The 23,144-nt window shown below is 69.8% G+C and carries 22 protein-coding genes and 1 tRNA gene; 11 read left to right on the plus strand and 12 right to left on the minus strand.

The window, feature by feature from the left end:
• Nucleotides 1–107 precede the first annotated feature (107 nt).
• Nucleotides 108–758 carry a DUF1345 domain-containing protein gene (locus OH802_RS20640; protein ID WP_331913887.1) on the plus strand — a complete coding sequence of 217 codons (651 nt, stop codon included), beginning with the start codon at nt 108–110 and terminating at the stop codon, nt 756–758.
• Here the strand turns inward: OH802_RS20640 and OH802_RS20645 are convergent.
• Nucleotides 727–1,989 carry a PucR family transcriptional regulator gene (locus OH802_RS20645; protein WP_406021585.1) on the minus strand — a complete coding sequence of 421 codons (1,263 nt, stop codon included), beginning with the start codon at nt 1,987–1,989 and terminating at the stop codon, nt 727–729. The two genes, OH802_RS20640 and OH802_RS20645, sit on opposite strands and share 32 nt — an antisense overlap.
• A 126-nt stretch (nt 1,990–2,115) precedes the next feature.
• Here OH802_RS20645 and OH802_RS20650 point away from each other — a divergent pair, with 126 nt between their 5' ends.
• On the plus strand, nt 2,116–3,030 hold the full coding sequence (locus OH802_RS20650) for a hypothetical protein (RefSeq protein WP_406021587.1): 915 nt from the start codon (nt 2,116–2,118) through the stop codon (nt 3,028–3,030).
• A gap of 10 nt (nt 3,031–3,040) precedes the next feature.
• Here OH802_RS20650 and OH802_RS20655 read toward each other — a convergent pair whose 3' ends face one another.
• Nucleotides 3,041–3,442 carry a TIGR03668 family PPOX class F420-dependent oxidoreductase gene (locus OH802_RS20655; protein ID WP_406021589.1) on the minus strand — a complete coding sequence of 134 codons (402 nt, stop codon included), beginning with the start codon at nt 3,440–3,442 and terminating at the stop codon, nt 3,041–3,043.
• A gap of 78 nt (nt 3,443–3,520) precedes the next feature.
• Here OH802_RS20655 and OH802_RS20660 point away from each other — a divergent pair, with 78 nt between their 5' ends.
• Nucleotides 3,521–4,252: a hypothetical protein gene (locus tag OH802_RS20660; RefSeq protein WP_406021591.1), complete on the plus strand. Its 732-nt coding sequence runs from the start codon at nt 3,521–3,523 to the stop codon at nt 4,250–4,252.
• Here OH802_RS20660 and metH read toward each other — a convergent pair.
• Nucleotides 4,234–7,881 carry a methionine synthase gene (gene metH / locus OH802_RS20665; RefSeq protein WP_406029368.1) on the minus strand — a complete coding sequence of 1,216 codons (3,648 nt, stop codon included), beginning with the start codon at nt 7,879–7,881 and terminating at the stop codon, nt 4,234–4,236. The two genes, OH802_RS20660 and metH, sit on opposite strands and share 19 nt — an antisense overlap.
• Nucleotides 7,882–8,127: 246 nt before the next feature.
• On the opposite strand from metH, the gene OH802_RS20670 reads away from it, so the two are divergent.
• Nucleotides 8,128–8,976 (plus strand): PAC2 family protein, encoded by an 849-nt coding sequence (locus tag OH802_RS20670; RefSeq protein WP_406021593.1) that lies wholly within the window; start codon nt 8,128–8,130, stop codon nt 8,974–8,976.
• A gap of 119 nt (nt 8,977–9,095) precedes the next feature.
• Here OH802_RS20670 and mshC read toward each other — a convergent pair whose 3' ends face one another.
• The 4 genes from mshC to OH802_RS20690 are packed head-to-tail and all read right to left on the minus strand — an operon-like array spanning nt 9,096 to nt 12,484.
• Nucleotides 9,096–10,328 (minus strand): cysteine--1-D-myo-inosityl 2-amino-2-deoxy-alpha-D-glucopyranoside ligase, encoded by a 1,233-nt coding sequence (gene mshC / locus OH802_RS20675; RefSeq protein ID WP_406021594.1) that lies wholly within the window; start codon nt 10,326–10,328, stop codon nt 9,096–9,098.
• Nucleotides 10,329–10,360: 32 nt separating this feature from the next.
• Nucleotides 10,361–11,134 (minus strand): SCO1664 family protein, encoded by a 774-nt coding sequence (locus OH802_RS20680; protein ID WP_406021596.1) that lies wholly within the window; start codon nt 11,132–11,134, stop codon nt 10,361–10,363.
• Nucleotides 11,135–11,138: 4 nt separating this feature from the next.
• Entirely contained in the window at nt 11,139–11,744 is a 606-nt protein-coding gene (locus OH802_RS20685) for a DUF3090 domain-containing protein (protein ID WP_160023889.1), read from the minus strand.
• Between the two features lie 2 nt (nt 11,745–11,746).
• Nucleotides 11,747–12,484 (minus strand): histidine phosphatase family protein, encoded by a 738-nt coding sequence (locus OH802_RS20690; RefSeq protein ID WP_160023890.1) that lies wholly within the window; start codon nt 12,482–12,484, stop codon nt 11,747–11,749.
• Between the two features lie 69 nt (nt 12,485–12,553).
• Between OH802_RS20690 and corA the strand changes: the two genes are divergently transcribed.
• On the plus strand, nt 12,554–13,534 hold the full coding sequence (gene corA / locus OH802_RS20695) for a magnesium/cobalt transporter CorA (RefSeq protein WP_406021599.1): 981 nt from the start codon (nt 12,554–12,556) through the stop codon (nt 13,532–13,534).
• A 295-nt stretch (nt 13,535–13,829) separates the two neighbouring features.
• Here the strand turns inward: corA and OH802_RS20700 are convergent, their stop codons facing one another.
• The 3 genes from OH802_RS20700 to OH802_RS20710 are packed head-to-tail and all read right to left on the minus strand — an operon-like array spanning nt 13,830 to nt 17,126.
• Nucleotides 13,830–15,026, minus strand: a complete 1,197-nt coding sequence (locus OH802_RS20700) for a hypothetical protein (protein ID WP_406021601.1) — start codon at nt 15,024–15,026, stop codon at nt 13,830–13,832.
• Entirely contained in the window at nt 15,026–16,282 is a 1,257-nt protein-coding gene (gene ilvA / locus OH802_RS20705) for a threonine ammonia-lyase IlvA (protein WP_406021603.1), read from the minus strand. Before ilvA ends, OH802_RS20700 begins: the two co-directional genes overlap by 1 nt.
• 19 nt (nt 16,283–16,301) lie before the next feature.
• A complete protein-coding gene (locus OH802_RS20710; RefSeq protein ID WP_406021605.1) occupies nt 16,302–17,126 on the minus strand; it encodes an undecaprenyl-diphosphate phosphatase in 825 nt (274 codons plus the stop codon).
• Between the two features lie 121 nt (nt 17,127–17,247).
• Here OH802_RS20710 and OH802_RS20715 point away from each other — a divergent pair, with 121 nt between their 5' ends.
• From OH802_RS20715 to OH802_RS20730, 4 genes are all read left to right on the plus strand, one after another.
• Nucleotides 17,248–18,198: an aldo/keto reductase gene (locus OH802_RS20715; RefSeq protein WP_355229341.1), complete on the plus strand. Its 951-nt coding sequence runs from the start codon at nt 17,248–17,250 to the stop codon at nt 18,196–18,198.
• A gap of 125 nt (nt 18,199–18,323) precedes the next feature.
• Nucleotides 18,324–18,503: a DUF5703 family protein gene (locus OH802_RS20720; protein WP_160028907.1), complete on the plus strand. Its 180-nt coding sequence runs from the start codon at nt 18,324–18,326 to the stop codon at nt 18,501–18,503.
• Between the two features lie 46 nt (nt 18,504–18,549).
• The gene (locus OH802_RS20725) at nt 18,550–19,107 is read left to right on the plus strand and encodes a histidine phosphatase family protein (RefSeq protein WP_406021607.1); all 558 of its coding nucleotides are present in this window, start codon (nt 18,550–18,552) and stop codon (nt 19,105–19,107) included.
• 116 nt (nt 19,108–19,223) lie between these two features.
• Nucleotides 19,224–20,066 (plus strand): phosphotransferase family protein, encoded by an 843-nt coding sequence (locus OH802_RS20730; protein WP_406021609.1) that lies wholly within the window; start codon nt 19,224–19,226, stop codon nt 20,064–20,066.
• Between the two features lie 52 nt (nt 20,067–20,118).
• Here the strand turns inward: OH802_RS20730 and OH802_RS20735 are convergent, their stop codons facing one another.
• Complete coding sequence (locus OH802_RS20735; RefSeq protein ID WP_406021611.1) at nt 20,119–21,411, minus strand: M20/M25/M40 family metallo-hydrolase; 1,293 nt, start codon at nt 21,409–21,411, stop codon at nt 20,119–20,121.
• Between the two features lie 103 nt (nt 21,412–21,514).
• Here OH802_RS20735 and OH802_RS20740 point away from each other — a divergent pair, with 103 nt between their 5' ends.
• The gene (locus OH802_RS20740) at nt 21,515–22,282 is read left to right on the plus strand and encodes a glycerophosphodiester phosphodiesterase (protein WP_406021613.1); all 768 of its coding nucleotides are present in this window, start codon (nt 21,515–21,517) and stop codon (nt 22,280–22,282) included.
• Nucleotides 22,283–22,308: 26 nt separating this feature from the next.
• Here the strand turns inward: OH802_RS20740 and OH802_RS20745 are convergent, their stop codons facing one another.
• Nucleotides 22,309–22,593 carry a hypothetical protein gene (locus tag OH802_RS20745; RefSeq protein WP_406021615.1) on the minus strand — a complete coding sequence of 95 codons (285 nt, stop codon included), beginning with the start codon at nt 22,591–22,593 and terminating at the stop codon, nt 22,309–22,311.
• A 175-nt stretch (nt 22,594–22,768) separates the two neighbouring features.
• Between OH802_RS20745 and OH802_RS20750 the strand changes: the two genes are divergently transcribed.
• Nucleotides 22,769–22,854: transfer RNA gene (locus OH802_RS20750), tRNA-Leu, on the plus strand.
• Nucleotides 22,855–23,144 lie beyond the last annotated feature (290 nt).

Genomic DNA, 23,144 nt, shown 5'->3' on the forward strand with positions numbered 1-23,144 from the left:
TGGACACCACCGTACGCCGCGCTGGCCGTCCTCGGAGCCCGTGACCAGAGTCGCTGTCGGCTCACACACCGACCGCTGTGGCGGGCGACGACGGGTAGCCTGCTGACGTGAGTCGGACGAGTTCGCACACGCCTCTCCCCTCGGCCGCCGGGGTGCGGCTGGCCGGAGCGCTGCTGGCCGGAGCGCTGACTGCCGCGGCCGGCGTACTCCTCCTCGACGCGCAGATCGGCACTCTTCTCGGGGTGGCCGTCGTCCATGCGGCGTTCGTCGCGTCCGGCTGGATCGCGCTGTGGCCGCTCGATGCCGACACGACCCGCGCCAACACCCGCCGCGAGGACTTCCGGCCCGCGACCGAGGAGCTGGTCGTGGTGGCCATCTCGCTGTGCGGGCTGCTCGGGATCGTGATGCTCCTGGTCGTCGGCCACTCCTCCCAGGGACGTCTCGCCGCGGCGGTCGCGCTCGTCGGCGTCTTCCTGGCCTGGGCGAGCCTGCACCTGATGTACGCCGCGCGCTACGCGCACCTCTACTACGACGGCGACGCCGGCGGGATCGACTTCAACTCAGACGACAAGCCCGCCTACCGCGACTTCTTCTACTTCAGCTACAACCTCGGGATGACCTACCAGGTCTCCGACACCTCGGTGACCAGCTCCCGGATCCGCTCCGTCGTGCTGAGGCACACCTTGCTCTCGTACGTCTTCGGTGCGGTGGTGCTGGCGAGCACGATCAACCTGGTGGCCGGGATCGCAGCGGGCTGACGCCCGGCCGCTTCCGCGCGTGGGTCGCCCACAGCTCGGTCGCTGAGGCGACCCGCAGCGCGTAGGCGGCTGCCGCCAGCTCGGCGACGTCCATCGGCTCGGCCAGGGACCGGCCGGTCAGCTCCTGGATCCGGCGCAGCCGGTTGCGCACCGTGTTGGGGTGGCAGTAGAGCAGGGTGGCGGCGCGTTCGGCGGAGCCGGACTGCTCCAGGTACATGTCGAGGGTCTCGAGCAGCAGCTCGCGGTCCTCGGACGGCTGCCGCAGCACCTCCCCCAAGACGTTCTCCGCGAGCCGGCGACCCTCGGCGGGCTCGTAGACGACCAGCGCCGCCAGCGGGCTGTGGTCGAAGGCTCGCAGCCCGGCGTTACCGGGCTCCAGCCCGGCCAGCGCCGCTCGCGCCAGGCGCAGCGCGCGCGGGGTCTCCGGGAGCGAGGCATAGGGCGGGCTCACCCCGGTCCGAGCGTCGGCGAAGCCGCGCAGCGTCTCCAGGACCTCCTCCTCCCGCTCCTCGGAGAACGAGACGATGCCGAGCTGCTGCGCCGGGGTCAGCCGCCATCCGGAGACGAAGCCCTTCTCGGCGAGGCGCTGCTCGACGTTGACCAGGCTCTCCTTGGCCAGCCCGTTGGTCTCGGCCGCGACCACGATCAGCAGCGCGTCGGCAGGGAAGCCGAGCAGCGCCGCCGCCTCCCAAGGACCCGACTCGGGACCGGGACGCCCGGTGAGCACCGCCTCCACGACCGCCGAGCGTCGTCGCTGCTCGGCGAGCATGAGCTCGGCTGTGGTCGCCCGGTAGGCCTCGGTCAGGACGACGGCGTGCTCGTCGGTGAAGCGCCAGATGACGCCGGCGGTGTCGATCAGGGCATCGGTCAGCGCCGGCTGACGGGTGCCCTGGACGTGCTCGACCAGGGCGTCCCAGAGCGCGGCGAAGCAGATCCGGTAGGCCCGCAGCACCTCCGGGAGCGGCACTCCCTGCTTCGCCCGGCGCCGCCCGGTGCGGTCGGAGGCCTCCAGGTCGAGCTGGGCGTGCGGGTCGCCGATCGCTGCGACCACCGAGCGGAGGTTGTGGGCGAAGGAATGCCGCAGCTCGTCGAGGGAGACCAGCCCGCTCTCCCGGTCGCGGTAGTAGGTCGTGATCCGCTCGGCGACCTGCGCGCACGCCTCGTCGGCGAGCCGGGCGATGTTCTGCTCCGCCCAGGCCGCGAGCCGCGCTCGCCCGTCCTGCCCTGTCACATGCCCTCCTTCGCCGGTCCCGGGACCATCCTGTCATCAGTCGTGCCGCCAGTTGACCCGTCGACTCGGCACGGGATCGCCCAGCCACGTACGATCTGCCTACCTACGACTGGGGCCGGAGGTTCCGTGAACGAAATCCAGCTCAGCGACCTGACCCTGGGACGCCATCTCGCCCAGGGCTCCCAGGGCCGCATCATCGAGCTGGCCGACCACCCCGGGACGGTCGCGAAGCTCTACCGCACGCGGGAGCTCGGCCTCGTGGACGGCCGTGCCCTGGCGGAGCTGGTGCGGATCCGCGGGCTCGTCGAGAGCGAGGGTCTGCAGGTGGACCACTTCGCCGCCTGGCCGCACACGGTCGTGCTCGACGGGCTGCGCACCGCCGGCTTCCTGATGCAGCGGGTCCACGAGCCGTTCCTGGCCGGGTTCGGTCCCGCCACCGCGCTCGCGGAGCTGGGTCTGCTCGTGGACACGGGTGACGTACGCAGTCCCGGGATCTACGAGCGGGTGCTGCTGATGCGGGCGCTGGCCGCGGTGATGGACGCGCTGCACCGGCAGGGGCTCGTCCTCGGCGACCTCTCGCCGCGCAACATCGCCTGGTCGGTGTCGCCGATCCCCCGGGTGATGCTGCTCGACTGCGACGGGATCCGGCCGGCCGGCGAGGACGGCGTGCTGCCACCCGCCGACACCCGCGGCTGGGAGGACCCCACCAACCTCGGCATGCCACCGACCGCCGACAGCGACCGCTTCAAGCTGGCCCTCACGATCGCCCGCGTGCTCACCGGCGACCGCAACGCCGCCCCCGCACTCCGGCCCGACCTGACCTTCGCCGGCGAGGCCGGCATCCTGGTCGGTCCGCTGACCCGGCTGATGGACCAGGCCGCCGGCCCTCCCGGGCTGCGCCCGACCGCCTCACAGTGGGCCACCGTCCTGGACGTACGCAGCCCCTGGGCCGGAACCGCCCCGCCGGTGCCTCCGTCGATGCGCTCGCGCGGTCCGTCTCCCAGCGGGGAGATCCTGCGCCCCTTCCGACGCTCGCGCTGATCCCGAGGCCTCAGGTCGCCGACCAGCCGGACCATCGGGTGACCTCGATGACGATCACCGGGCCTGTCGGCGGCTGCACGCGGTAGTCGGCGTACTTCGCGACCAGCGGGTCGAGGTCGTAGGACGCGTGCACCCGGGCGACGCCGTCGGCGCGCACCCACCACAGCTGGGACCAGTCGTCGTCGTAGGCGTCGACCAGGAGCGACACCGCCGGGTTCGCCGCGATGTCCTCGAGCCGCCGCAGCCGGGTGGTCGACTTGGGCTTGTGGTCGACCGCGGTGATGATCACGTCGTCCACCAGGGCGAACACGATCGGCACGATCCGAGGCGCCGCATCGGCCGAGACCGTCGCCAGCCGTGCCACCCGGGCGCCGGCGAACCGCTCCCTGGCCCACTCCTCCTCGTGTCGCACCGTCCGAGCCTATCCGCGTCGGCGAGGGCGGCCTGGAGACGGATACGGTGTCCCGCATGGCTCCCGAACCTCTCCCACGTGCTGCCTGCTGAGGCCGAGGGGCTGCTCACCGTCGACCTGGTCGAGTGGCTCGCCGATCTGGTCGATCCGGCGCTGCTCCGGCAGGAGTCGCCGAAGGCGCGGCTGCAGGGGCTGCGCAGCGCGGTCGTCCACCGGATCGGGGTCAACGAAGCGTCCGCGCTGCTGCACTTCCGCGACGGGCTCGAGCACAACCCGCTGCCCATGCGCGACCAGGACGGGCTGCGGCTGGTGCTGGTCACCAGCCGCGGCGAGGACCTGGCCGTCGACGACGTCGAGTTCGCCGACTGGAGCCGCGACGACGACTGCCAGCGTTGCCGGACCGCACTGGAGAGCTGGGCGCCGCCTGCCTTCGACAACGGTGCACGGATCACGGCCGTCGGCGGTCTGCACATCGCCTACGACCACGCCGACCGCGCCGGCATGGAGCCCGAGGAGCTTCTGGCCCGGCTCCGGCCGGCGGTCGCCGAGGCCAATGCCGCCCTCGCCACCTGGGACGCCTCGACGGTCGGCGCCTACTGGTATCCCGCCACCGAGACCTGGGCCCACGTCATCCCGCTGACCCTGGACCGGCAGCGCGACCCGGTGGCGGGCGTGCTCATCCGCCACCCGGACGGCTACCACCTCGTCACGATCCTGACGCGGCGTACGGCGTTCTGGAACGTGGTCAGCGTCGGCCAGGTCCCGCCGGCATGGCTGGACAACCCCGAGGATCAGTCCTCCGGGTCGTAGCCCAGGTTCGGCGACAGCCAGCGCTCGGCCTCGGTCATCGTCCAGCCCTTGCGACGGGCGTAGTCGGCGACCTGGTCCTGACCGATACGACCGACGACGAAGTACTGCGAGTCGGGGTGGCCGTAGTAGAGGCCCGAGACCGACGCGCCCGGCCACATCGCCATCGACTCGGTGAGCTCGATGCCGGTGTTCGCCTCGACGTCGAGCAGCGACCAGATGGTCTGCTTCTCGGTGTGGTCGGGACAGGCCGGGTAGCCGGGAGCGGGGCGGATGCCGGAGTACTTCTCGGCGATCAGGTCCTCATTGGGAAGCTTGCCCTCGTCGGCGGCGTAGCCCCAGAACTCGGTGCGTACGCGCTCGTGGAGCCGCTCCGCGAAGGCCTCGGCGAGGCGGTCGGCAAGCGCCTCCAGCAGGATCGCGGAGTAGTCGTCGAGGTCGTCCTTGAACGCCTTGACCCGGTCGGGCAGGCCGATCCCGGCGGTCACCGCGAAGGCACCGACGTGGTCTGCTCCCTCGCCGACCGGCGCGACGAAGTCGGCCATCGACTTGTTGGAGATGCCGTCGCGGTGCTGGCCCTGCTGACGCAGCTGGAACAGCGTGGCCCGCTCCTCGGTGCGCGAGTCGTCGGCATAGACGACCACGTCCTCACCGGTCGAGTTGGCCGGGAAGAGGCCGTAGACGCCGCGTGCCTCGAGCCACTTCTCCTCGATGATCTTGTCGAGCATCTCCTGCGCGTCGTCGTAGAGCTTGCGCGCGGTCTCGCCGGTGGCCGGGTTGTTGAGAATGTCGGGGAAGCGCCCCTTCATCTCCCAGGCGTTGAAGAACGGCTGCCAGTCGATGTAGTCCCGCAGCTCGGCGATCGGGTACTCGAGCAACGTGTGCACGCCGGGCTGCGCCGGCTCGGCCGGCAGCAACGAGAAGTCGATCTCGGGCTTGTTGGCCTTCGCCTGGACGTACGTCAGGGAGACCCGCTCGCGCCGTTCGGCGTGGCGCTCGCGCAGCGAGTCGTAGTCGACCTTGACCTCGGCCATCAGCTTCTCGCGCCGGCCGGCGTCGAGGAGGGCCGCCGCGGTCGGCACCGAGCGGGAGGCGTCCTTGACCCAGACGACGGGGCCGTCGTAGGCCTTGTCGATCTTGACCGCGGTGTGGGCCCGCGAGGTGGTGGCTCCGCCGATGAGCAGCGGCAGGTCGAGCCCGACGCGCTGCATCTCGGTCGCGAAGCCGACCATCTCGTCCAGCGACGGCGTGATCAGGCCGGAGAGGCCGATGATGTCGGCGTCGTGCTCCTTGGCGGCGTCGAGGATCTTCTGCGCAGGCACCATCACGCCGAGGTCGATCACCTCGTAGTTGTTGCACTGCAGCACCACGCCGACGATGTTCTTGCCGATGTCGTGGACGTCGCCCTTGACGGTGGCCATCACGATGGTGCCGTTCTTGGTCTCGGCGTCGCCCGGCTTCTTCTCGGCCTCGATGAACGGGATCAGGTAGGCGACCGCCTTCTTCATCACCCGGGCGCTCTTGACCACCTGCGGCAGGAACATCTTGCCGGCACCGAACAGGTCGCCGACGACGTTCATGCCGTCCATCAGCGGACCCTCGATGACCTCGATCGGACGGCCACCACGAGCCGAGATCTCGGCGCGGAGCTCCTCGGTGTCGGCCTCGACGTACGCATCCAGGCCCTTGACCAGCGCATGGGTGATCCGCTCGCCGACCGGCAGCTCGCGCCAGGCCTCGGCCTTGGCCTCCGCCTCGGGTGAGTCCTTGTTGTACTTCGAGGCGATCTCCAGCAGCCGCTCGGCGGCGTCGGCGCGCCGGTTGAGCACGACGTCCTCGATCCGCTCCCGCAGCTCGGGGTCGACCTCGGAGTAGGGCACCAGGGCGCCGGCGTTGACGATGCCCATGTCCAGGCCCGCCTCGATCGCGTGGTAGAGGAAGACCGCGTGGATCGCCTCGCGCACCGGGTTGTTGCCACGGAAGGAGAAGCTCACGTTGGAGATGCCACCGGAGACCTTCGCCCCGGGGAGGTTCTGCTTGATCCAGCGAACGGCCTCGATGAAGTCCACGCCGTACGCCGCGTGCTCCTCGATCCCGGTCGCGACCGCGAACACGTTGGGGTCGAAGATGATGTCGTCGGGCTCGAAGCCGACCTCGTCGACGAGGATCCGGTAGGCCCGCTCGCACACCGCGATCCGGCGCTCGTAGGAGTCGGCCTGGCCGTCCTCGTCGAAGGCCATCACGACCGCGGCGGCGCCGTAGCGCTTGCACAGCTCGGCGTGCTCGACGAAGGACTCCACGCCCTCCTTGAGCGAGATCGAGTTGACGATCGGCTTGCCCTGGACGAGCTTCAAGCCGGCCTCGATGACCTCCCACTTGGAGGAGTCGATCATGATCGGGACCCGGGAGATGTCGGGCTCGGAGGCGACCAGGGTCAGGAACCGGGTCATCGCCGCGACCCCGTCGATCATGCCCTCGTCCATGTTGACGTCGATGACCTGCGCGCCGTTCTCGACCTGCTGCGCGGCCACGGAGAGCGCGGTGTCGAAGTCGCCGGCCTTGATCAGGTTGCGGAACTTCGCCGACCCGGTGATGTTGGTCCGCTCCCCCACGTTGACGAAGAGGCTCTCCTCGGTCACGGTGAACGGCTCCAGGCCGGAGAGCCGCAGCGCGGGCTCGACCTCGGGGACGTCGCGGGGCGCGACCCCCTCGACCTGCTTGGCGATCTCGGCGATGTGGGCCGGCGTGGTGCCGCAGCAGCCGCCGACCAGGTTCACGAACCCGGCGGTGGCGAACTCGTGGACGTGGCCCGCGGTGTCACTCGGGCCTTCGTCGTACTCGCCGAAGGCGTTCGGGAGCCCCGCGTTGGGGTAGCAGGAGACGAAGGCGTCCGCGACGCGGGCGAGCTCGGCGATGTAGGGGCGCATCTCCTGGGCGCCGAGCGCACAGTTGAGGCCGACCAGGAGCGGGTCGGCGTGGCGTACGGAATCCCAGAACGCCTCGGTGACCTGCCCCGACAGGGTGCGGCCGCTGGCGTCGGTGATCGTCCCTGAGATCACGACCGGCCAGCGGCGGCCGTACTCCTCGAAGACCTGCTGGACAGCGAAGATCGCCGCCTTGGCGTTGAGGGTGTCGAAGATCGTCTCGATGAAGATCAGGTCCGAGCCGCCCTCGAGGAGCGCGCGGGTCGCGTCGGCGTAGGCGTCGCGGAGCTGCTCGTAGGTGACGTTGCGGGCGCCGGGGTCGTTCACGTCCGGGCTGATGGAGGCCGTACGCGTCGTCGGGCCGAGCGCGCCGGCGACGTAGCGCGGCTTCTCGGGGGTCGAGTAGATGTCCGCGGCCGCACGAGCCAGGCGCGCCGCCTCGAAGTTGATCTCGTAGGCGAGGTCGGCCAGGTCGTAGTCGCTCAGCGAGACCGCGTTGGCGTTGAAGGTGTTGGTCTCGATGATGTCGGCGCCGGCTTCGAGGTATTCGCGGTGGATGCCCTCGATGATCTGCGGCTGGGTCAGGTTGAGCAGGTCGTTGTTGCCGATGAGGTCGCTGGGCCAGTCCTTGAACCGCTCGCCGCGATAGCCGGCCTCGTCGGGACGGTCACGTTGGATCGCAGTGCCCATCGCACCGTCGAGCACCATGATCCGCTCCTTCAGGGTGGCGGTCAGGGTCTCGGTGACATCAGGGCGCAGACTCACTCTTGTTTCCTCTCCCGGGCGGGCACGGTGGTGTGCACGGCTTTGCCTGAAACACGCTACGGCGTAGGTGCGCGGGCCATGCCATTTCATTCCGAATCCTGACACCGGCAGTCCACCAGGTGGGAATTGAGAAGGTGTACGCAGGGTGAACGACGCCGACTCCCTGGTCCCGGTGACTAGGGTGGAGGTGTGATCGAGATCGAAGAGACCCGCGACCTGGTCGATCCTGTGGTGATCGCCGCGTTCGAGGGCTGGAACGACGCGGCCGATGCCGCCTCCGGCACGGTTGACCATCTGATGGACGTCTGGCACGCGCGGGTGGTGGCCGAGATCGATCCCGAGGACTTCTACGACTACCAGGTCAACCGTCCGGTCACCAGCGCCGACGAGAACGGCTTCCGTTCCATCACCTGGCCCACCACCCAGGTCGCCGTCTGCTCCCCGCCCGACCTGGACCGCGACATCATCCTGGTGCGCGGCATCGAGCCCAACATGCGCTGGAAGCAGTTCGTCAGCGAGATCCTGGAATGCGTCGACGAGCTCGGCGGCCAGCTCGTGGTGACCCTCGGCGCGCTCCTCGCCGACGCCCCGCACACCCGGCCGATCCCGGTCTCCGGCACCGCCACCGAGCCCGACCTCGTCGACCGGCTCAAGCTCGACTCGCCGTCCTACGAGGGGCCGACCGGCATCGTCGGCGTGCTCCAGGAGGCCTGCATCCAGTCCGACATCCCCGCGGTCTCCTACTGGGCCGCCGTCCCCCACTACGTCGCCGCCCCGCCCTGCCCCAAGGCCACCCTCGCGATCATCAACAAGCTCGAGGACCTCCTGCAGTGCTCCATCCCCCTCGGCGACCTCCCCGAGGACGCCCGAGCCTGGGAGCGCGGCGTCAACGACCTCGCCGAGGAGGACGAGGACGTCTCCGACTACGTACGCTCCCTCGAGGAGGCCCGCGACACCGCCGACCTCCCCGAGGCCAGTGGCGACGCGATCGCCCGGGAGTTCGAGCGCTACCTCAAGCGGCGTACTGACGAGTCGTAAGTCCGGGCGCAGGGATACCCGGTTAACCGGGTATCGCTGCGCTTCTCAGGCAATGCAACACCCGAGAAGCGCAGGAAAAGCCCGAGCGGTGTGACGCATGTGGCCCCTGGGGCCGACGGTCAGAGCTTGATGCCCAGCGCGGCGTCGACGATCTTGGCGATCGTCTCGCCGGCGAGAGCGTCGGAGGTCTCGGCGAGACCGCCCTCACCGAGCGTGGCGGCGACCCAGGCGTCGACGGCCTCGACCGCACGCGGGGCGTCGAGGTCGTCAGCCAGGGCACCGAGGACCGTCTCGACGACTGGGGCGGCAGGAGCGCCGCGGCCGAGAGCGACGGCCTTGCGCCATTCGGCGATCTTGTCGACGGCGTCGAAGAGCTTGGCGTCGGTCCACTCCCAGTCGTCACGGTAGTGGTGGCCCAGCAGCACCAGCCGGATCGCCATCGGGTCGATCTCGGAGTTGCGCAGAGCGGAGACGAAGACCAGGTTGCCGCGCGACTTGGACATCTTGTGGCCGTCGTAGGCCACCATCCCGCCGTGGGTGTAGATCTCGGCGAAGTCCTTGCCTGCCGACCGCGCGTGCGAGCCGGACATCTCGTGGTGCGGGAAGACCAGGTCGGAGCCGCCGGCCTGGACGGTGAACCCGGCACCGAGGTGCTCCAGGGCGATCGCGGTGCACTCGATGTGCCAGCCGGGGCGGCCGGGACCGTAGGGCGAGGGCCAGGACGGCTCGCCGGGGCGCTCGGCGCGCCACAGCAGCGGGTCGAGCGGGTCCTTCTTGCCGGCCCGCTCGGGGTCGCCGCCCCGCTCACCGAAGAGCTCCAGCATCTCCGAACGGCCCAGGCGAGACTCCTCGCCGAACGCGTCGTCGACGGCCACCGAGGCGTAGACGTCCTCGTCGACCTTGTAGATCGCGCCGGCCTCCTCGAGCTCGCCGATCAGCGAGACCACCAGCGGGATCGACTCGACCGCGCCGATGTAGTGCTGCGGCGGCACGACCCGCAGCGCCTCCATGTCCTGCCGGAAGAGCTCGGTCTCGCGCTCGGCGAGCGCCTCCCACTCGATCCCGACCTTGTCGGCCCGCTCGAGCAGCGGGTCGTCGACGTCGGTGACGTTCTGGGTGTAGCCGACCTCGTGGCCGGCGTTGAGCCAGGCCCGGTGGAGCAGGTCGAAGGCGACATAGGTGTTGGCGTGGCCCATGTGGGTCGCGTCGTAGGGCGTGATGCCACAGACGTACAGCGAACGCCGCCCCTGACCCTCCGTCGGGACGACCGCGTCCCGCTGATGGTCATAGAGCTGCACCTCGGGCCCGTTGACGGACAGTTCTGGGACTTCGGGTGCAGACCATGCGCGCATGGGTGCAGCCTACTTGGCGGGGACCACGTGTCTCAGAAGGGCGGCCACGGGATGACATGGCGGTCGTACTCCGGCCGCGGGAAGACCCCCTCGGCGAGCAGGGTCTCGCAGCGCCGGCCGAGCGCGTCGACCTCCCGACCCGTCAGGTACGCAGCCAGCTCCCGCCCCAACGCACCGGCGAGCCCCGCGTGGACCGCCCGGATGCCGGAGAGCTCCTCGTCGGAGAAGCCCTGCCCCCGCCATCCCCACAGGATGGTGCGCAGCTTCGGCTCCTCGTGGAAGGTCAGCCCGTGGTCGCAGCCGTAACGCCGCCCACCGGAGACCGGCAGGACGTGGCCGCCCTTGCGGTCGGCGTTGTTGGTGATCGCGTCGAAGACCGCCATCCGTCGCAGACCGGGCGTGTCCTCGTGGGCCAGGGTGACCACCCGGTCCTGGTCATCGAAGCCGTCGAAGACCCGGAGGTAGCCGTCCGGCACCGCCCCCTCCGGCACGATGGTGACCGGCTCGAAGCTCTCGTCGGCGTGGACCCAGCGCTGGATCATGCCCGGGCCGTGCGGCCCGTCGCCGAGCCATGTCTCGGGGACCACAGACCATCCCAGCGTCTCCGAGACGAGGTGGGCGGCGACCTCGCGGTGCGCGAGCTGCCCGTCGGGGAAGTCCCACAGCGGCCGCTCCCCCGCGATCGGCTTGTAGACCACCTCGGTCTCGCCGATGGTGGCCAGGAAAGTCGCGTTCGAGGCCGTCGTCAGCCGCCCGACGAGCTCCATGGCCCCGTCACTTTCCGGGGCGACGATTCGCTCGCTCATCGGCTCAGACCGGGTCGCGCCGCTTGAACCCGTTCGCCCGGACGCACAGGTGTCCCTCGGGGTCGATCGGGCTGCCGCAGAACGGGCAGTTGGGGCGTCCGGCGCCCAGCACCGCCTCGGCCCGCTTGACGAAGGCACGGGCGTTGCGCGGGGCGATCCGGACCAGGAGCACCTCGTCGGGCTCCGGCTCCTCCAGCTCGATCGCCGCCACCGCGTCCTCGTCGACCAGCTGGCCCGACTCGTCGACCTCGGCGATGATCTCGGTCTCGCTGATCGGGAAGACCTCGAGGACGACCTTGTCCTCGTCGGGGTCCCAGGCCAGCGTCATCGTGCCGGCCCGGAACTCCTCCTCGATCGGCTGCTCCAGCGGGCCGTTGTCGTCGAGGTCGTAGGGAGCGATCGCCGGCACCACGGCGGGCGCCGACTTCATCACCTCGTCGAGGAGCTCGTCGAGCCGTTCGGCGAGCACCGTGACCTGCTGCTTCTCCAGGGCCACGGAGACGACTCGCGCTCCCTCACGCGCCTGGAGGAAGAACGTACGCGCCCCGGGCTCGCCGACGGTGCCGACGACGAATCGCTCGGGCGGGTCGAAGGCGTGCATCACAGGCATGGTCAAACCTTATCCAGACCAGGCTCAGGACCCGAGCCACCGCCCACGACGGCGTCGTCGTTGCGCCGCCGCGACGACTTGCGTCCCTTCTTCGCGGCCGGCTTCGGGGCGAGCCAGGACAGATCGCCGGCGTGCGTGTTCGTGGCCAGGACCGAGGGACGGCCCTCGCCGTAGCGGACGACCGAGATCGAGGCGGGGTCTACGTGCAGCCGCTGGAAGAGGTCCAGGTGCATCCCGAGCGCATCGGCCAGGATCGACTTGATCAGATCGCCGTGGCTCACGCACAGCCAGACCGCCGCGTCGCCGTGCGCGGCCGTGACGGCGGCGTCGTGGCGGCGTACGGCCTCGACTCCTCGGGCCTGCATGGCGGCCATCGACTCGCCACCGGGGAAGGTGACCGCGGAGGGCTGGGTCTGCACCGTCTTCCACAGCTTGCGACGCGCCAGCGTGGTGATCTTCTCCCCCTGCCACTCGCCGTAGTCGCACTCGGAGACGCCGTCCTCGACGACGACGGTGGGCTGCTCGGCGCGACCCTCGAGGATCACCGACAGCGTCTGCTGGCAGCGTTCCATCGGACTGGTCACCGCGAGCGCCAGCGGGACCGGCGCGATCCGCTCGGCGGCTCTGCCCGCCTGCTCCACGCCGCGCTCGTCCAGCCTCACCCCGGGAAGCCGGCCGGCCAGGGTGCCGGATGCGTTCGCCGTCGTACGGCCGTGTCTCACCAGGATCATCGTCGCCACGACTCGCGACCCTATCCACACCGGTGAAGCCGGCCCACAATGCCGGGCAGCATGCCCTAACCTGACAACGTGATCGTCGACAGCGCTCTCTACCGCGGCGGTGCGCGCGACAGGATCGACTGCGCACCCCATGACTACGCCACGCTGCGCAGCGGCGTGAAAGACGAGGGCGACTTCGTCTGGCTCGGGCTCTACCAGCCCAGCCAGTACGAGCTCGAGGAGGTCGCCGAGGCCTTCGGGCTGCATCCGCTCGCCGTCGAGGACGCCCTGATTGCCCACCAGCGGCCCAAGCTGGAGCGCTACGAGGGCGGGATGTTCCTGGTCGTCAAGACGCTCTGGTACGTCGACTCCGAGGACGCCGTCGAGACGGGCGAGGTCGCCTTCTTCATCGGCCCCGACTACGTGATCACGGTCCGCCACGGTCGCGGGACCCGGCTCGCGCCGGCCCGTGAGCTGCTGGAGAACAGCGACGAGCAGCTCCTCACCGAGGGGCCCTACTCCGCAGTCCACGCGGTCGTCGACTACATCGTGGACGGCTACGTGGACGTCGCCACCGAGCTCACCAAGGACGTCGACGAGGTCGAGACCTCGGTCTTCTCCGACGAGCGCACCCACGACTCGGCCCGGATCTACCGGCTCCGCCGGGAGATCGCGGAGGTACGCCGCGCGGTGATGCCTCTGCGCGAGCCGGTGCGCCGCTTCGCCAACGGAGAGGGCGGGATCGACCCCGACCTGCGCCCCTACTTCCGCGACGTCCTCGACCACCTCGCCTCCATCGTGGAGTCGATCGAGAACCTCGAGACGTTGCTGTCCTCAGCCTTCGAGGCCCATCTGGCACAGCTCTCGCTGCAGCAGAACGACGACATGCGCAAGATCTCGGCGGGCGCGGCGATGATCGTGGTGCCGACCCTCATCGCCGGGATCTACGGGATGAACTTCACCCACATGCCCGAGCTCGACTGGAGGTTCGGCTACCCGTTCGCGCTGCTGCTGATGGGTGGCGTGATCACCGGGATGTGGATCTTCTTCCGGAAGTCGGGCTGGTTCTGACCGCGTCGCTACCCTCTGCGCCACGGACGGCGCGGCCGTTGCTCTGCGGCCTCGCGTGCGCACTCTCGGAGCTCGTGGGCCACGGCTCGATACACGGTGGCCCACTGCTCCCCCGTGAGTCCGCCGACCTGAAGGTCACTACTTCTCGCGCTCGTGAAGACCTTTGCGTCTTCGACGTACTTCTGGGCTTTCGCCTCGAGCCACGCTACGTGGTGCGGGGTGGTACTCATTGCCGCCAGTGTTTCACGTTTGGCGAAGTTGGCGCCCGAGATCTTACGCCTGCAGACCCGGCTGACTAGTCGAGCTGCTTGACCGGGCGGGCGTCGAGGTGCTCCCGGTCGCACCACAGCGAGAGGTCGTCGGCGAACTCCGACTCGGCCTCGCCGCCCTGCGAGTCGAGCTGCTCGCCCTGGTTCCACTCGGTCAGCATCGCCGCGTCGTCGTAGCCGGCCGGCATCCGCGGGCCCTGGTAGCGGACCGCGACGACCTCCTTCTCGCGTACCGAGATCATCCACGCCCAACCCACGTCGTCGCCCTTGGCCGGCTGCCAGGCGAAGACCAGCGGGCCCCGTTCGCCCTTCGTGGTGACGCAGTGCTTGCGCAGGGTCGGTGCCGAGCACGGCTCGCGGGTCATCCAGGCGGGCGGCGACGGTGCGGCGAGAACGTCGATGTCGGCATCCGGCATACCGGTGAAGTCAGGCGAGGACCGCTGCAGCAACCGGCCGCCGATGGCATCGGGGCCGAACTGCTTGCGGAGCGGGGACCGGATGACGCCCTTGTAGTAGCCGTAGCCACCTCGACCGCCGACGTAGGCCTGGGCGATGCCGTGGTCGGTGTTGCGAACCCGCTCGTACGCCGCAGGGTCGGGCTCGCCGCCCTCCCAGTCGTCGAGTTCCTCACCGAGGGTGAGGGTCGATGCGGTCGCCTGGTAGCGGAGCCGCGGGTCCTCGACGACGGCGACCAGCTTCTCGACGCTGATCGGCATGTCGAGCCTGCGGGGGTCGCCGGTGATGGTGGGTCCGGAGTAGCCGATCGAGGCGGTCTCGCCGCCCTCGCGCATCAGTACGACCCCGACGCCGCCGGGGTCCTCCTCGGGCTCCTCCTCGGTCCAGCGCAGCTGCATCTCGGCGTTCTTCACCTCGGTCGGCAGGTCGACGCAGTGCTGCCCGAGCTCACGCCGGCAGGCGCCCTCCTCGGGCGGCTGAGCCGAGACGGCGACGCTGACCAGGTCGCCGTCGTACTCGCCGTCGGCGCCGTAGCGAAGGTCGCCCGAGACCTGCTCGGACGGCGTCGACTCGTCGGTGTAGGAGGCGGCCCGGCTGGAGGTGTCGGTCGGCAGGTGCTCGAGCGCGACCGCCGCGACGGCGCGGTGTGTGATCCGGCCGGGATCACCGCCGGCGTCGACGGCCTCGCCGGAGCACCCCGAGACTCCGACCAGCACCCCGACGACGCCGACCACGGCGAAAGGCCTCACGACCTTGGCAGTGAGCATCAGTGCAGGAACGTGAACAGCGGTGAGTCGGGCTCGATCCGCTCGATGAGCAGGTCGCTGGCACCCATCCGCTCGAGCAGCCCGTCGAGGCCGTCGGCGGACTCGAGGTCGATGCCGATCAGCGCGGGGCCGTGCTCGCGGTTGGACTTCTTGACGTACTCGAAGACGACGATGTCCTCGCCGTCGGCCAGCACGTCGTCGAGGAAGCCGCGCAGCGCCCCGGGGGCCTGCGGGAAGGAGACCAGGAAGTAGTGGCGCAGGCCCTGGTGGATCAGGGCACGCTCGAGCACGTCGGAGTAGCGGGAGACGTCGTTGTTGCCGCCGGAGAGGACGGCGCCGACACGTGAGGCGCCGCGCAGGTCGATCTGGCTCAGGGCCGCGACCGCGAGCGCGCCGGCGGGCTCGGCGATGATCCCCTCGGTCTGGTAGAGCTCGAGCATCTCCACACAGATGGCGCCGACCGGCACGGAGACGAGCTCGTCGACGTACTCCTTGACGATCGGGTACGTCACCTTCCCCGCGGTCGCGACCGCGGCGCCGTCCACGAACGTGTCGAGCGTGTCCAGCCGGACCGGCTCACCGGCCTCGATCGCAGCCGCCATCGAGGCGGCGCCCGCGGGCTCGACCCCGATGATCCGGGTCTGCGGCCAGACCTCGCGCACCCAGGTCGCCACGCCCGAGGCGAGCCCACCGCCACCGACCGGCAGCAGCAGCACGTCCAGCGGCTCACTGATCTGGGAGGTCAGCTCGTAGCCGACCGTGCCCTGCCCGGCGATCGTGCGCGGGTCGTCGAAGGCGGAGACGTAGGTGGCGCCGAGCCCGCGTCCGAGCTCGTAGGCATAGGCCGAGGCCTCGTCGTAGGTCGACCCGTGCAGGGTGAGCGTCACGTGCGAGCCGCCGAGGGCGGTGATCCGGTCCCGCTTCTGCTTGGGCGTGTTGGTCGGCACCACGATGTGGCCGGGCACCCCGAGGCGGGCACAGGAGATCGCGACACCCTGGGCATGGTTGCCGGCGCTGGCGCACACGACGCCGCGCTCGAGCTCCTCGGGCGTCAGCGAGCTCATCAGGTTGTAGGCGCCCCGGACCTTGTAGGAGCGCCCCAGCTGCAGGTCCTCCCGCTTGAGCAGGACCTCGGCGGCGTACCTCTCCGAGAGTCTGACCGAGCGTTCGACCGCCGTGCGCGTGGCGATCGTGCGCGCGGCGGCCTCCTCGATGGCAGCGGGTGTTACGGCAGGCTTCTTGCCAGACTCAGACACATGCCTGAGTTTGTCACGATCACCACTCGGTGAGCACACCCGCGCCGAGGAGCCCCAGAACCACGAGACCGAGGACGACCCGGTAGATCACGAACGGGGTGTAGGTGTTGTGGGAGAGGTACTTCAGCAGCCACGCGATCACGGCGTAGCCGAGGACGAACGAGACGATCGTGGCGACGATCGTCGGGCCCCAGCCGTAGAGGTTGGCGCCGTGGGCGATCTCGCCCATCTCGAACAGACCGGCCCCGAAGACCGCCGGCAGCGCCAGCAGGAAGGCGTAGCGGGTCACGGTGGCCCGCTCGTAGCCGAGGGCGCGACCCATCGAGATCGTCGCCCCCGAGCGCGAGACCCCGGGGATCAGCGCACAGGCCTGGGCGCAGCCCATCAGGATCGCGTCGCGCCAGGACAGGTCGTCGAACTGCTTGCGGTTCGCGCCGAGCCGGTCGGCAACGCCGAGGACGATGCCCATCACCACGAGCATGGTGCCGACGACGTACAGGCTGCGCAGGTCGTGCTCGATGATGTCCTTCATCACGAATCCGATCACCACGATCGGGATCGACCCGACGATGATGAACCAGCCCATCCGGGCATCGGTGTGGCTGCGCAGCTCGGCGTTGAAGAGGCTCCGGAACCAGGTCACGATGATGTCGCGGATGTTGCGCCACATGTAGAAGACCACGGCCAGCTCGGTGCCGATCTGGATCACGGCGGTGAAGGCCGCTCCGGGGTCTCCCCAGCCGAGCAGCTCGGGAAAGATGCGCAGGTGCGCGCTGGATGAGATGGGCAGGAACTCGGTGAGTGCCTGAAGAATGCCCAGTGCGATCGCCTGCAGATAATCCACGGGCGGAAACTCTAAGGGGCATGTACGCCGCACCCGACCGCTGCCTCCCCGTCGGTGTGTCCGCCGTCACTGCCAGCGTGTCCGGCCAGGGCCCCAAGCAGGGCACGGATAGATTGGTCTCATGCAGAGCCGACTCCTCGGAGCCACTGGGCTGCGAGTCTCGTCTCTCGCCCTGGGCACCATGACCTGGGGCAGCGTGACCGACGAGCACGAGGCCCGTGAGCAGCTGGCCGGTTTCACCGAGGCCGGCGGCACGCTGGTCGACACCGCCGCGGGCTATGGCGACGGTGCCTCGGAGGCGCTGCTCGGCTCGCTCCTCGAGGAGCGTGTCGTGGCTCGTGACGACGTCGTCCTGGCGACCAAGGGCGGCATCACCTGGCGCGGCGGCACGCGGGGCGTGGACACCTCTCGCGGTGGCCTGCTGACCGGCCTCGACGCCTCACTGAAGCGGCTCGGCGTCGACCACGTCGACCTGTGGCAGGTGCACGTCTGGTCCCCTGAGGTGCCGCTCGAGGAGACGCTCACGGCGCTCGACATGGCGCTGAGCAGCGGCCGGGCCGCCTACGTCGGTGTCTCCAACTACAGCGGGTGGCAGACCGCCCAGGCCGCGACCTGGCAGCGGGCCGTCCCAGGGCGGGCGACCCTGGCCTCGACGCAGGTGGAGTACTCGCTGCTGGCCCGCGACATCGAGTACGAGGTGCTGCCGGCCACCGAGGCGCTGGGGATGGGCCTGCTGGCCTGGTCCCCGCTGGCGGGTGGCGTGCTCACCGGGAAGTACCGCACCGGCATCCCGTCCCACTCCCGCGGCGCCGACCCGAACTTCTCGGCGCGTGTCGACGCCTTCGACGACGAGCGCTCCCGCGGGATCGTCACCGCCGTCGCCAAGGCCGCTGAGGGCTTGGAGTGGACGCCACTGCAGGTCTCGCTGGCCTGGGTACGCGACCGGCCCGGCGTCACCGCGCCGATCCTCGGGGCGCGCACCGCGGCTCAGCTCAAGGAGGCGCTGCAGGTCGCCGACCTCACTCTCCCGCCCGAGATCGCGCTCGCTCTCGACGACGTCTCCGCCGTCTGATTCCCGGGACTGAAAACACCACCCCGAGGGAACATCTCTTCAGGCACACTGGTTCTCCTGAGTAGTCCATCAGAAGGAGTGCTGCCTTGGCTCGAGCCGAACGCCGTCCGCCCCGCCCGGGAGTGATGTGGGAGTACGACAAGGTGATCTTCTCGCGTGAGTTCTCCCGCAACATCGTCACCAAGCTCCTCGTCGAGCGCGCCGAGCACGGCGGCTGGGAGCTCGACCGCGTCCGGATCACCGCCGACGGCACCCGCCGGGTGACGCTTCGGCGCAAGATCATCCGGCAGCGGCTGACGGTCTGAGCGCGTCTCCGCGCTCCTCGCGCGTCCAGATAATAGGGTCCTGCGAGTGATCCATCTCGTACGCCACGGCGAAGCCGCCGGCGGGGACACTGTCGACCCCGGCCTCTCCGATTTCGGCCGACGCCAGGTCCAGGCGCTCGCCAACCGACTCGCGTTCCGTCCCGTCCGCCAGGTCCTGCACGGCCCGAGCAGGCGTACGTCCGAGACGGCCACCGTCCTCACCGAGAACCTCGGCGCCGGCGCTGCCGTCTCCGACCTCCTCGCCGACCGCACCCCGGTGCCGTCACCCGCGCGTAGCGGCGACTACCCGACCCACCGTTGGGAGTGGTTCCACGACGTCCCGGAGGCCGAGCGCGACCTCGACGGCGCCGAGCTCACCGCCGCCTGGCACGAGCTCTGGTTCGAGCACCACGACGAGGAGGTCGTGCTGGTCACCCATGCGTTCGTGGTCGCCTGGTTCGTACGCGAGGTGCTCAACGCCCCGCCTGCGACCTGGATGCGGATCGGTCCGATCGGCAACGCGAACCTGACCAGCATCGGACCCAACCTCGCCGGTGAGCCCGTCGTCGAGACGTTCAACGCCGAGGTCATCCTCCCGATCTGACCTATCCGGGCTCATCTGGGCCGATCTGGATAACCGGCGCCCACAAGGCGCCAACAACATGGACATGTCGCCGCGACACGGCCGTCATGGCTGCCCAGCGCTGGCAGGATCCGCCCGTGATCTCGGCACTCGACACCCTGACCCCCGCCCAGCGCGACCTCCTCGACCAGTGGCTCCCCGGAGCCGAGGTGGTCTCCGACCGCAGCGCACTGCACCGCGCCGGCACCACCGCCCTCGTGCTCTCAGCCGGTGACGACCGGTTCCTGGTGAAGACCACGACAGAAGGCGTACGCCACATCGACCGCGAGCTCGCGGCCCACCGCAGCTGGCTGGCCCCCTGGACCGACGCCGGCCGCGCGCCGAGCCTCGTCGAGGCCGACCTGGACGCCCGCATCATCGTGATGACCCACCTCGACGGCGAGCCCGCGAGCACCTCGGCCGCCATCCACGACCCCGAGATCTACCGTCAGGCGGGCGAGCTGCTGGCGACGTTCCACGGCCAGGCCAGCGTCGAGGACGAGGACTACGAGCCGGAGCTCGACGAGCGCGCCCTCGCCTCGCTGGACGGCGCGGGACTCGGGGCCGATCTCACCGAGCGTCTTCGCACCGAGATCACCTCGTGGCCGACGCCGACGACGGTCCTCGTCCCCACCCACGGCGACTGGCAGCCAACCAGCTGGGTCCTCGACGCGGGCACCCTGCGCGTGATCGACTCCGGCCGGTTCGGCTTCCGCCCCGCCCTCTACGACCTCTCCCGGCTCTCCGCGCAGGACTTCCCCCGCAACGACACCTTCGAGAAGGCCTTCCTCGAGGGCTACGGCTCCGACCCCCGCGAGCCCGAGGCCTGGCACCGCCTCCAGATCCGCGACGCCATCTCGGTCGCCGCCTGGGCCCACCGCACCGGCCACGCCGAGGTCGCCACCCTGAGCGAGAACACCCTCACCGCCCTAGTCCCCTGAACCGACGCCGAGTCGGCTCGTCGTAACGAGCCGACTCGGCGCGATCGGCTCCTCAGACCTGGTCGAGGAAGCGGTCCATGACCCGCGCGCCGAACTGGAGCGCGTCGACGGGCACCCGCTCGTCCACGCCGTGGAAGAGCGCGGTGAAGTCAAGCTCCTCGGGCAGTCTCAGCGGCGCGAAGCCGTACGTCCTCATCCCGAGCCGCTTGAAGTGCTTGGCGTCGGTGCCGGCGGACATGAGGTAGGGGGCGACCAGAGCGTCGGGGTCCTCGGCGATCAGCGAGCGCTCCATGGCGGCGACGAGAGCGCCGTCGTAGGGGGTCTCCCAGGGCATCTGGTTCTGGTCGAACTCGATGTCGATCCCCTCGCCGCACAGCTTGCGCAGCGTCTCGAAGAAGTCGTCCTCGAAGCCGGGCAGGAAGCGGCCGTCGACGTGGGCGGTGGCCTCGGTGGGGATCACGTTGACCTTGTAGCCGGCGCTGGTCATCGTCGGGTTTGTCACGTTGCGCAGGGTGGCTCCGATCATCCTGGCGGCCGGGCCGAACTCCTCTACGAGACGCTCGGCGTTCTCCGGGGTCGGCTCCTCCCCCGCGATCTCACCGACCGCCGCGAGCAGCGTCTGCATCGTCGGGGTCAGCTGCACCGGCCACTCGTGGGCGCCGATGCGGGCGATCGCGCCGGAGAGCCTGGTGATCGGGTTGTCGCGGTTGATCATCGAGCCGTGCCCTGCGGTTCCGCGGGCGGTCAGCTTCATCCAGGCCATGCCCTTCTCGGCGGCCTCGATGAGGTAGAGACGGCGTCCCTTCACCGTGGTCGAGAAGCCACCGACCTCACCGACCGCCTCGGTGCAGTGGGCGAGCAGGTCGGGATGGTCCTCGACGAGCACATGGGCGCCCTTCATCCCGCCGGCCTCCTCGTCGGCGGTGAAGGCGAGCGTGATCGGGCGCTCGGGGATCCGCCCGGTGCGCTGGCGCTCCCGGACGACCGCGAGCAGCATCGCGTCGAAGTCCTTCATGTCGACAGCGCCTCGCCCCCAGACGTACCCGTCCTGGATCTCCCCGGAGAACGGGTCGACCTGCCAGTCGTGCGCCGCGGCGGGGACGACGTCGAGGTGACCGTGGAGGAGCAGCCCGTCACCGGAGGACCCGCCCCACTGCGCGACGACCGAGGCCCGCCCGTGCTCCGACTCGTAGATCTCGGAGGAGATGCCGACCTCGTCGAGCTGCGCCGCGACGTACTCGGCCGCCTTCCGCTCCCCCGGGCCCGGGTCGTTTCCGTAGTTGCTGGTGTCGATGCGGATCAGGTCACGGCAGAGGTCGACGACCTCGGTCTCGGCGCTGGTCATACCGCCACCGTATCGACCGCATGCGACAAACCGCCCCCTGACGTCCACCTATGCGCAACCTGAGGATTTCAGTGCGGTTGGATGCGTGGGTTTCCATTGGCGTATGCAGAAGCGTGCCCTCCTCTCCGCTCACCGTGCCGCGGCGCGTCAGTCGGGGCACCGTGACAACTCCTGGGAGTCGCTTCTGGAGGCCGTGCGGATGGAGGTCGACTACGTCGAGTTCGACGTGCACCGCACCCGCGACGGCGAGTTCGTCCTCCACCACGACGGCCACATCCGCGACCGCATCGGCCGCAGGGTGAAGATCGAGGACCGGACGTACGCAGCGCTCTCGAGGCTCGCACCGTTCCGCCTGGTGCGCTACCGGGAGGCGCTCGAGCTGCTCGCTTCCCACGGCAAGCACGCCCACATCGACCTCAAGTTCGCCTCGCCGTCGAACCACCTCGGCCTCCCGCACGAGGTCGACGCCGCCGAGATCGCCCTCGAGGTGATGAACGAGAGCTTCATCGTGACCACGATGGTCGACGAGTCCGTACGCGTCCTGCGCGACTGGGCCGACCTCCGCGCCCCTGAGACGCTCGTCGGCCTCTCCCTCGGTGGCGTCGACTTCCGCCACCACCCGCTCAAGCTCGTCCGCCTCAAGCTCTCGGAGTTCTTCCCCGAGGGCCGCATCCGCCGCTGCCGCTCCAACCTGGTCGTCGTCGAGCACCGCCTCGCCGACGTCTGGCTGCTGCGCTGGGCCCACCGCCGCAACATCAAGGTCCTCGTCTGGACCGTCGACAACCCCGGCCGCCTGCGCCGTTTCGTGCACGACAAGCGCGTCTGGATGGTCACCAGCAACCACCCCGCCCGCGCCCTCCTCCCGGCCTGATCCTGACAGGTAGGTCGAGCGCAGGCTCAGCGCCGCCGGCGCGACTCCTCATCGAGCCGACGAGCCGCCTCCACCTCAGCCGTGCTCGGACTCGGTCCACCCGCATCTCCCAGCGAGTCCAGGCTCCCTGCCTGGGCTCGTTCCTCCTCGACCTTCGTACGTCCGATCGCACCGACGCCGTCATAGGGCACCCCGTCACCGTCGAGATCCGTCGCACCGTCACCGCGTCCCTGGCGCACCGCAAGTACGACACCGGCCCCGAGCGCCACGACGATGGCGAGGAACCCGATCATCACGATCAGAGAGAGCATCGAACCACCTCCACGAGATCGAGGGCTTGTCTCCCTCGCTGCGTCCAGCGTGCCCCACGCCTCCACACGGGTCTACCCGATTCACCCCCGCGCCCCACTGTCATCATTGGCCCATCCCGCCACAGGCCCCCGATTCGGCACCCCGGCCCCCTCCTGATAATGTTCTTCCTGTTGCGCGCGGGTGGCGGAATAGGCAGACGCGCTAGCTTGAGGTGCTAGTCCACGTATTAGTGGGTGGGGGTTCAAGTCCCCCCTCGCGCACAGAGAGAAACCCCAGGGAGACCTGGGGTTTCTCGCATTTCACGAGAACTTATCGCACCCTATGGGGGCACTATGGGGGCACCAGCGGCCACGACCCCTCTCAAATTGTCCCAGCAGCGTAGCCGACCAGATCGAGTTCAGACGCCCTCTACCAGTCAACGTGGCCGCCGCGCGCCTGGACAACACGTCGCGATCCACACCTGTTCATGCTGTCGGAGCGCGGACTCGACGGATCTTGTCGGAGATGCCCTGGCAAGCTCCGCAGAATTCGAGGTGATGCGCTCAGCGAT

The organism is Nocardioides sp. NBC_00850, from assembly GCF_045207335.1.
In the GTDB taxonomy this organism is placed as follows: domain Bacteria; phylum Actinomycetota; class Actinomycetes; order Propionibacteriales; family Nocardioidaceae; genus Nocardioides.

What these genes read in the sequence shown, in the direction of transcription:
- metH (WP_406029368.1), bottom strand. Translation starts at nt 7,881, where the DNA reads ATGGTGCTCGACGGTGCGATGGGCACTGCGATCCAACGTGACCGTCCC.
- mshC (WP_406021594.1), bottom strand. Translation starts at nt 10,328, where the DNA reads ATGCGCGCATGGTCTGCACCCGAAGTCCCAGAACTGTCCGTCAACGGG.
- OH802_RS20680 (WP_406021596.1), bottom strand. Translation starts at nt 11,134, where the DNA reads ATGAGCGAGCGAATCGTCGCCCCGGAAAGTGACGGGGCCATGGAGCTC.
- OH802_RS20685 (WP_160023889.1), bottom strand. Translation starts at nt 11,744, where the DNA reads ATGCCTGTGATGCACGCCTTCGACCCGCCCGAGCGATTCGTCGTCGGC.
- OH802_RS20700 (WP_406021601.1), bottom strand. Translation starts at nt 15,026, where the DNA reads ATGCTCACTGCCAAGGTCGTGAGGCCTTTCGCCGTGGTCGGCGTCGTC.
- OH802_RS20715 (WP_355229341.1), top strand. Translation starts at nt 17,248, where the DNA reads ATGCAGAGCCGACTCCTCGGAGCCACTGGGCTGCGAGTCTCGTCTCTC.
- OH802_RS20720 (WP_160028907.1), top strand. Translation starts at nt 18,324, where the DNA reads ATGTGGGAGTACGACAAGGTGATCTTCTCGCGTGAGTTCTCCCGCAAC.
- OH802_RS20735 (WP_406021611.1), bottom strand. Translation starts at nt 21,411, where the DNA reads ATGACCAGCGCCGAGACCGAGGTCGTCGACCTCTGCCGTGACCTGATC.
- OH802_RS20740 (WP_406021613.1), top strand. Translation starts at nt 21,515, where the DNA reads ATGCAGAAGCGTGCCCTCCTCTCCGCTCACCGTGCCGCGGCGCGTCAG.
- OH802_RS20745 (WP_406021615.1), bottom strand. Translation starts at nt 22,593, where the DNA reads ATGCTCTCTCTGATCGTGATGATCGGGTTCCTCGCCATCGTCGTGGCG.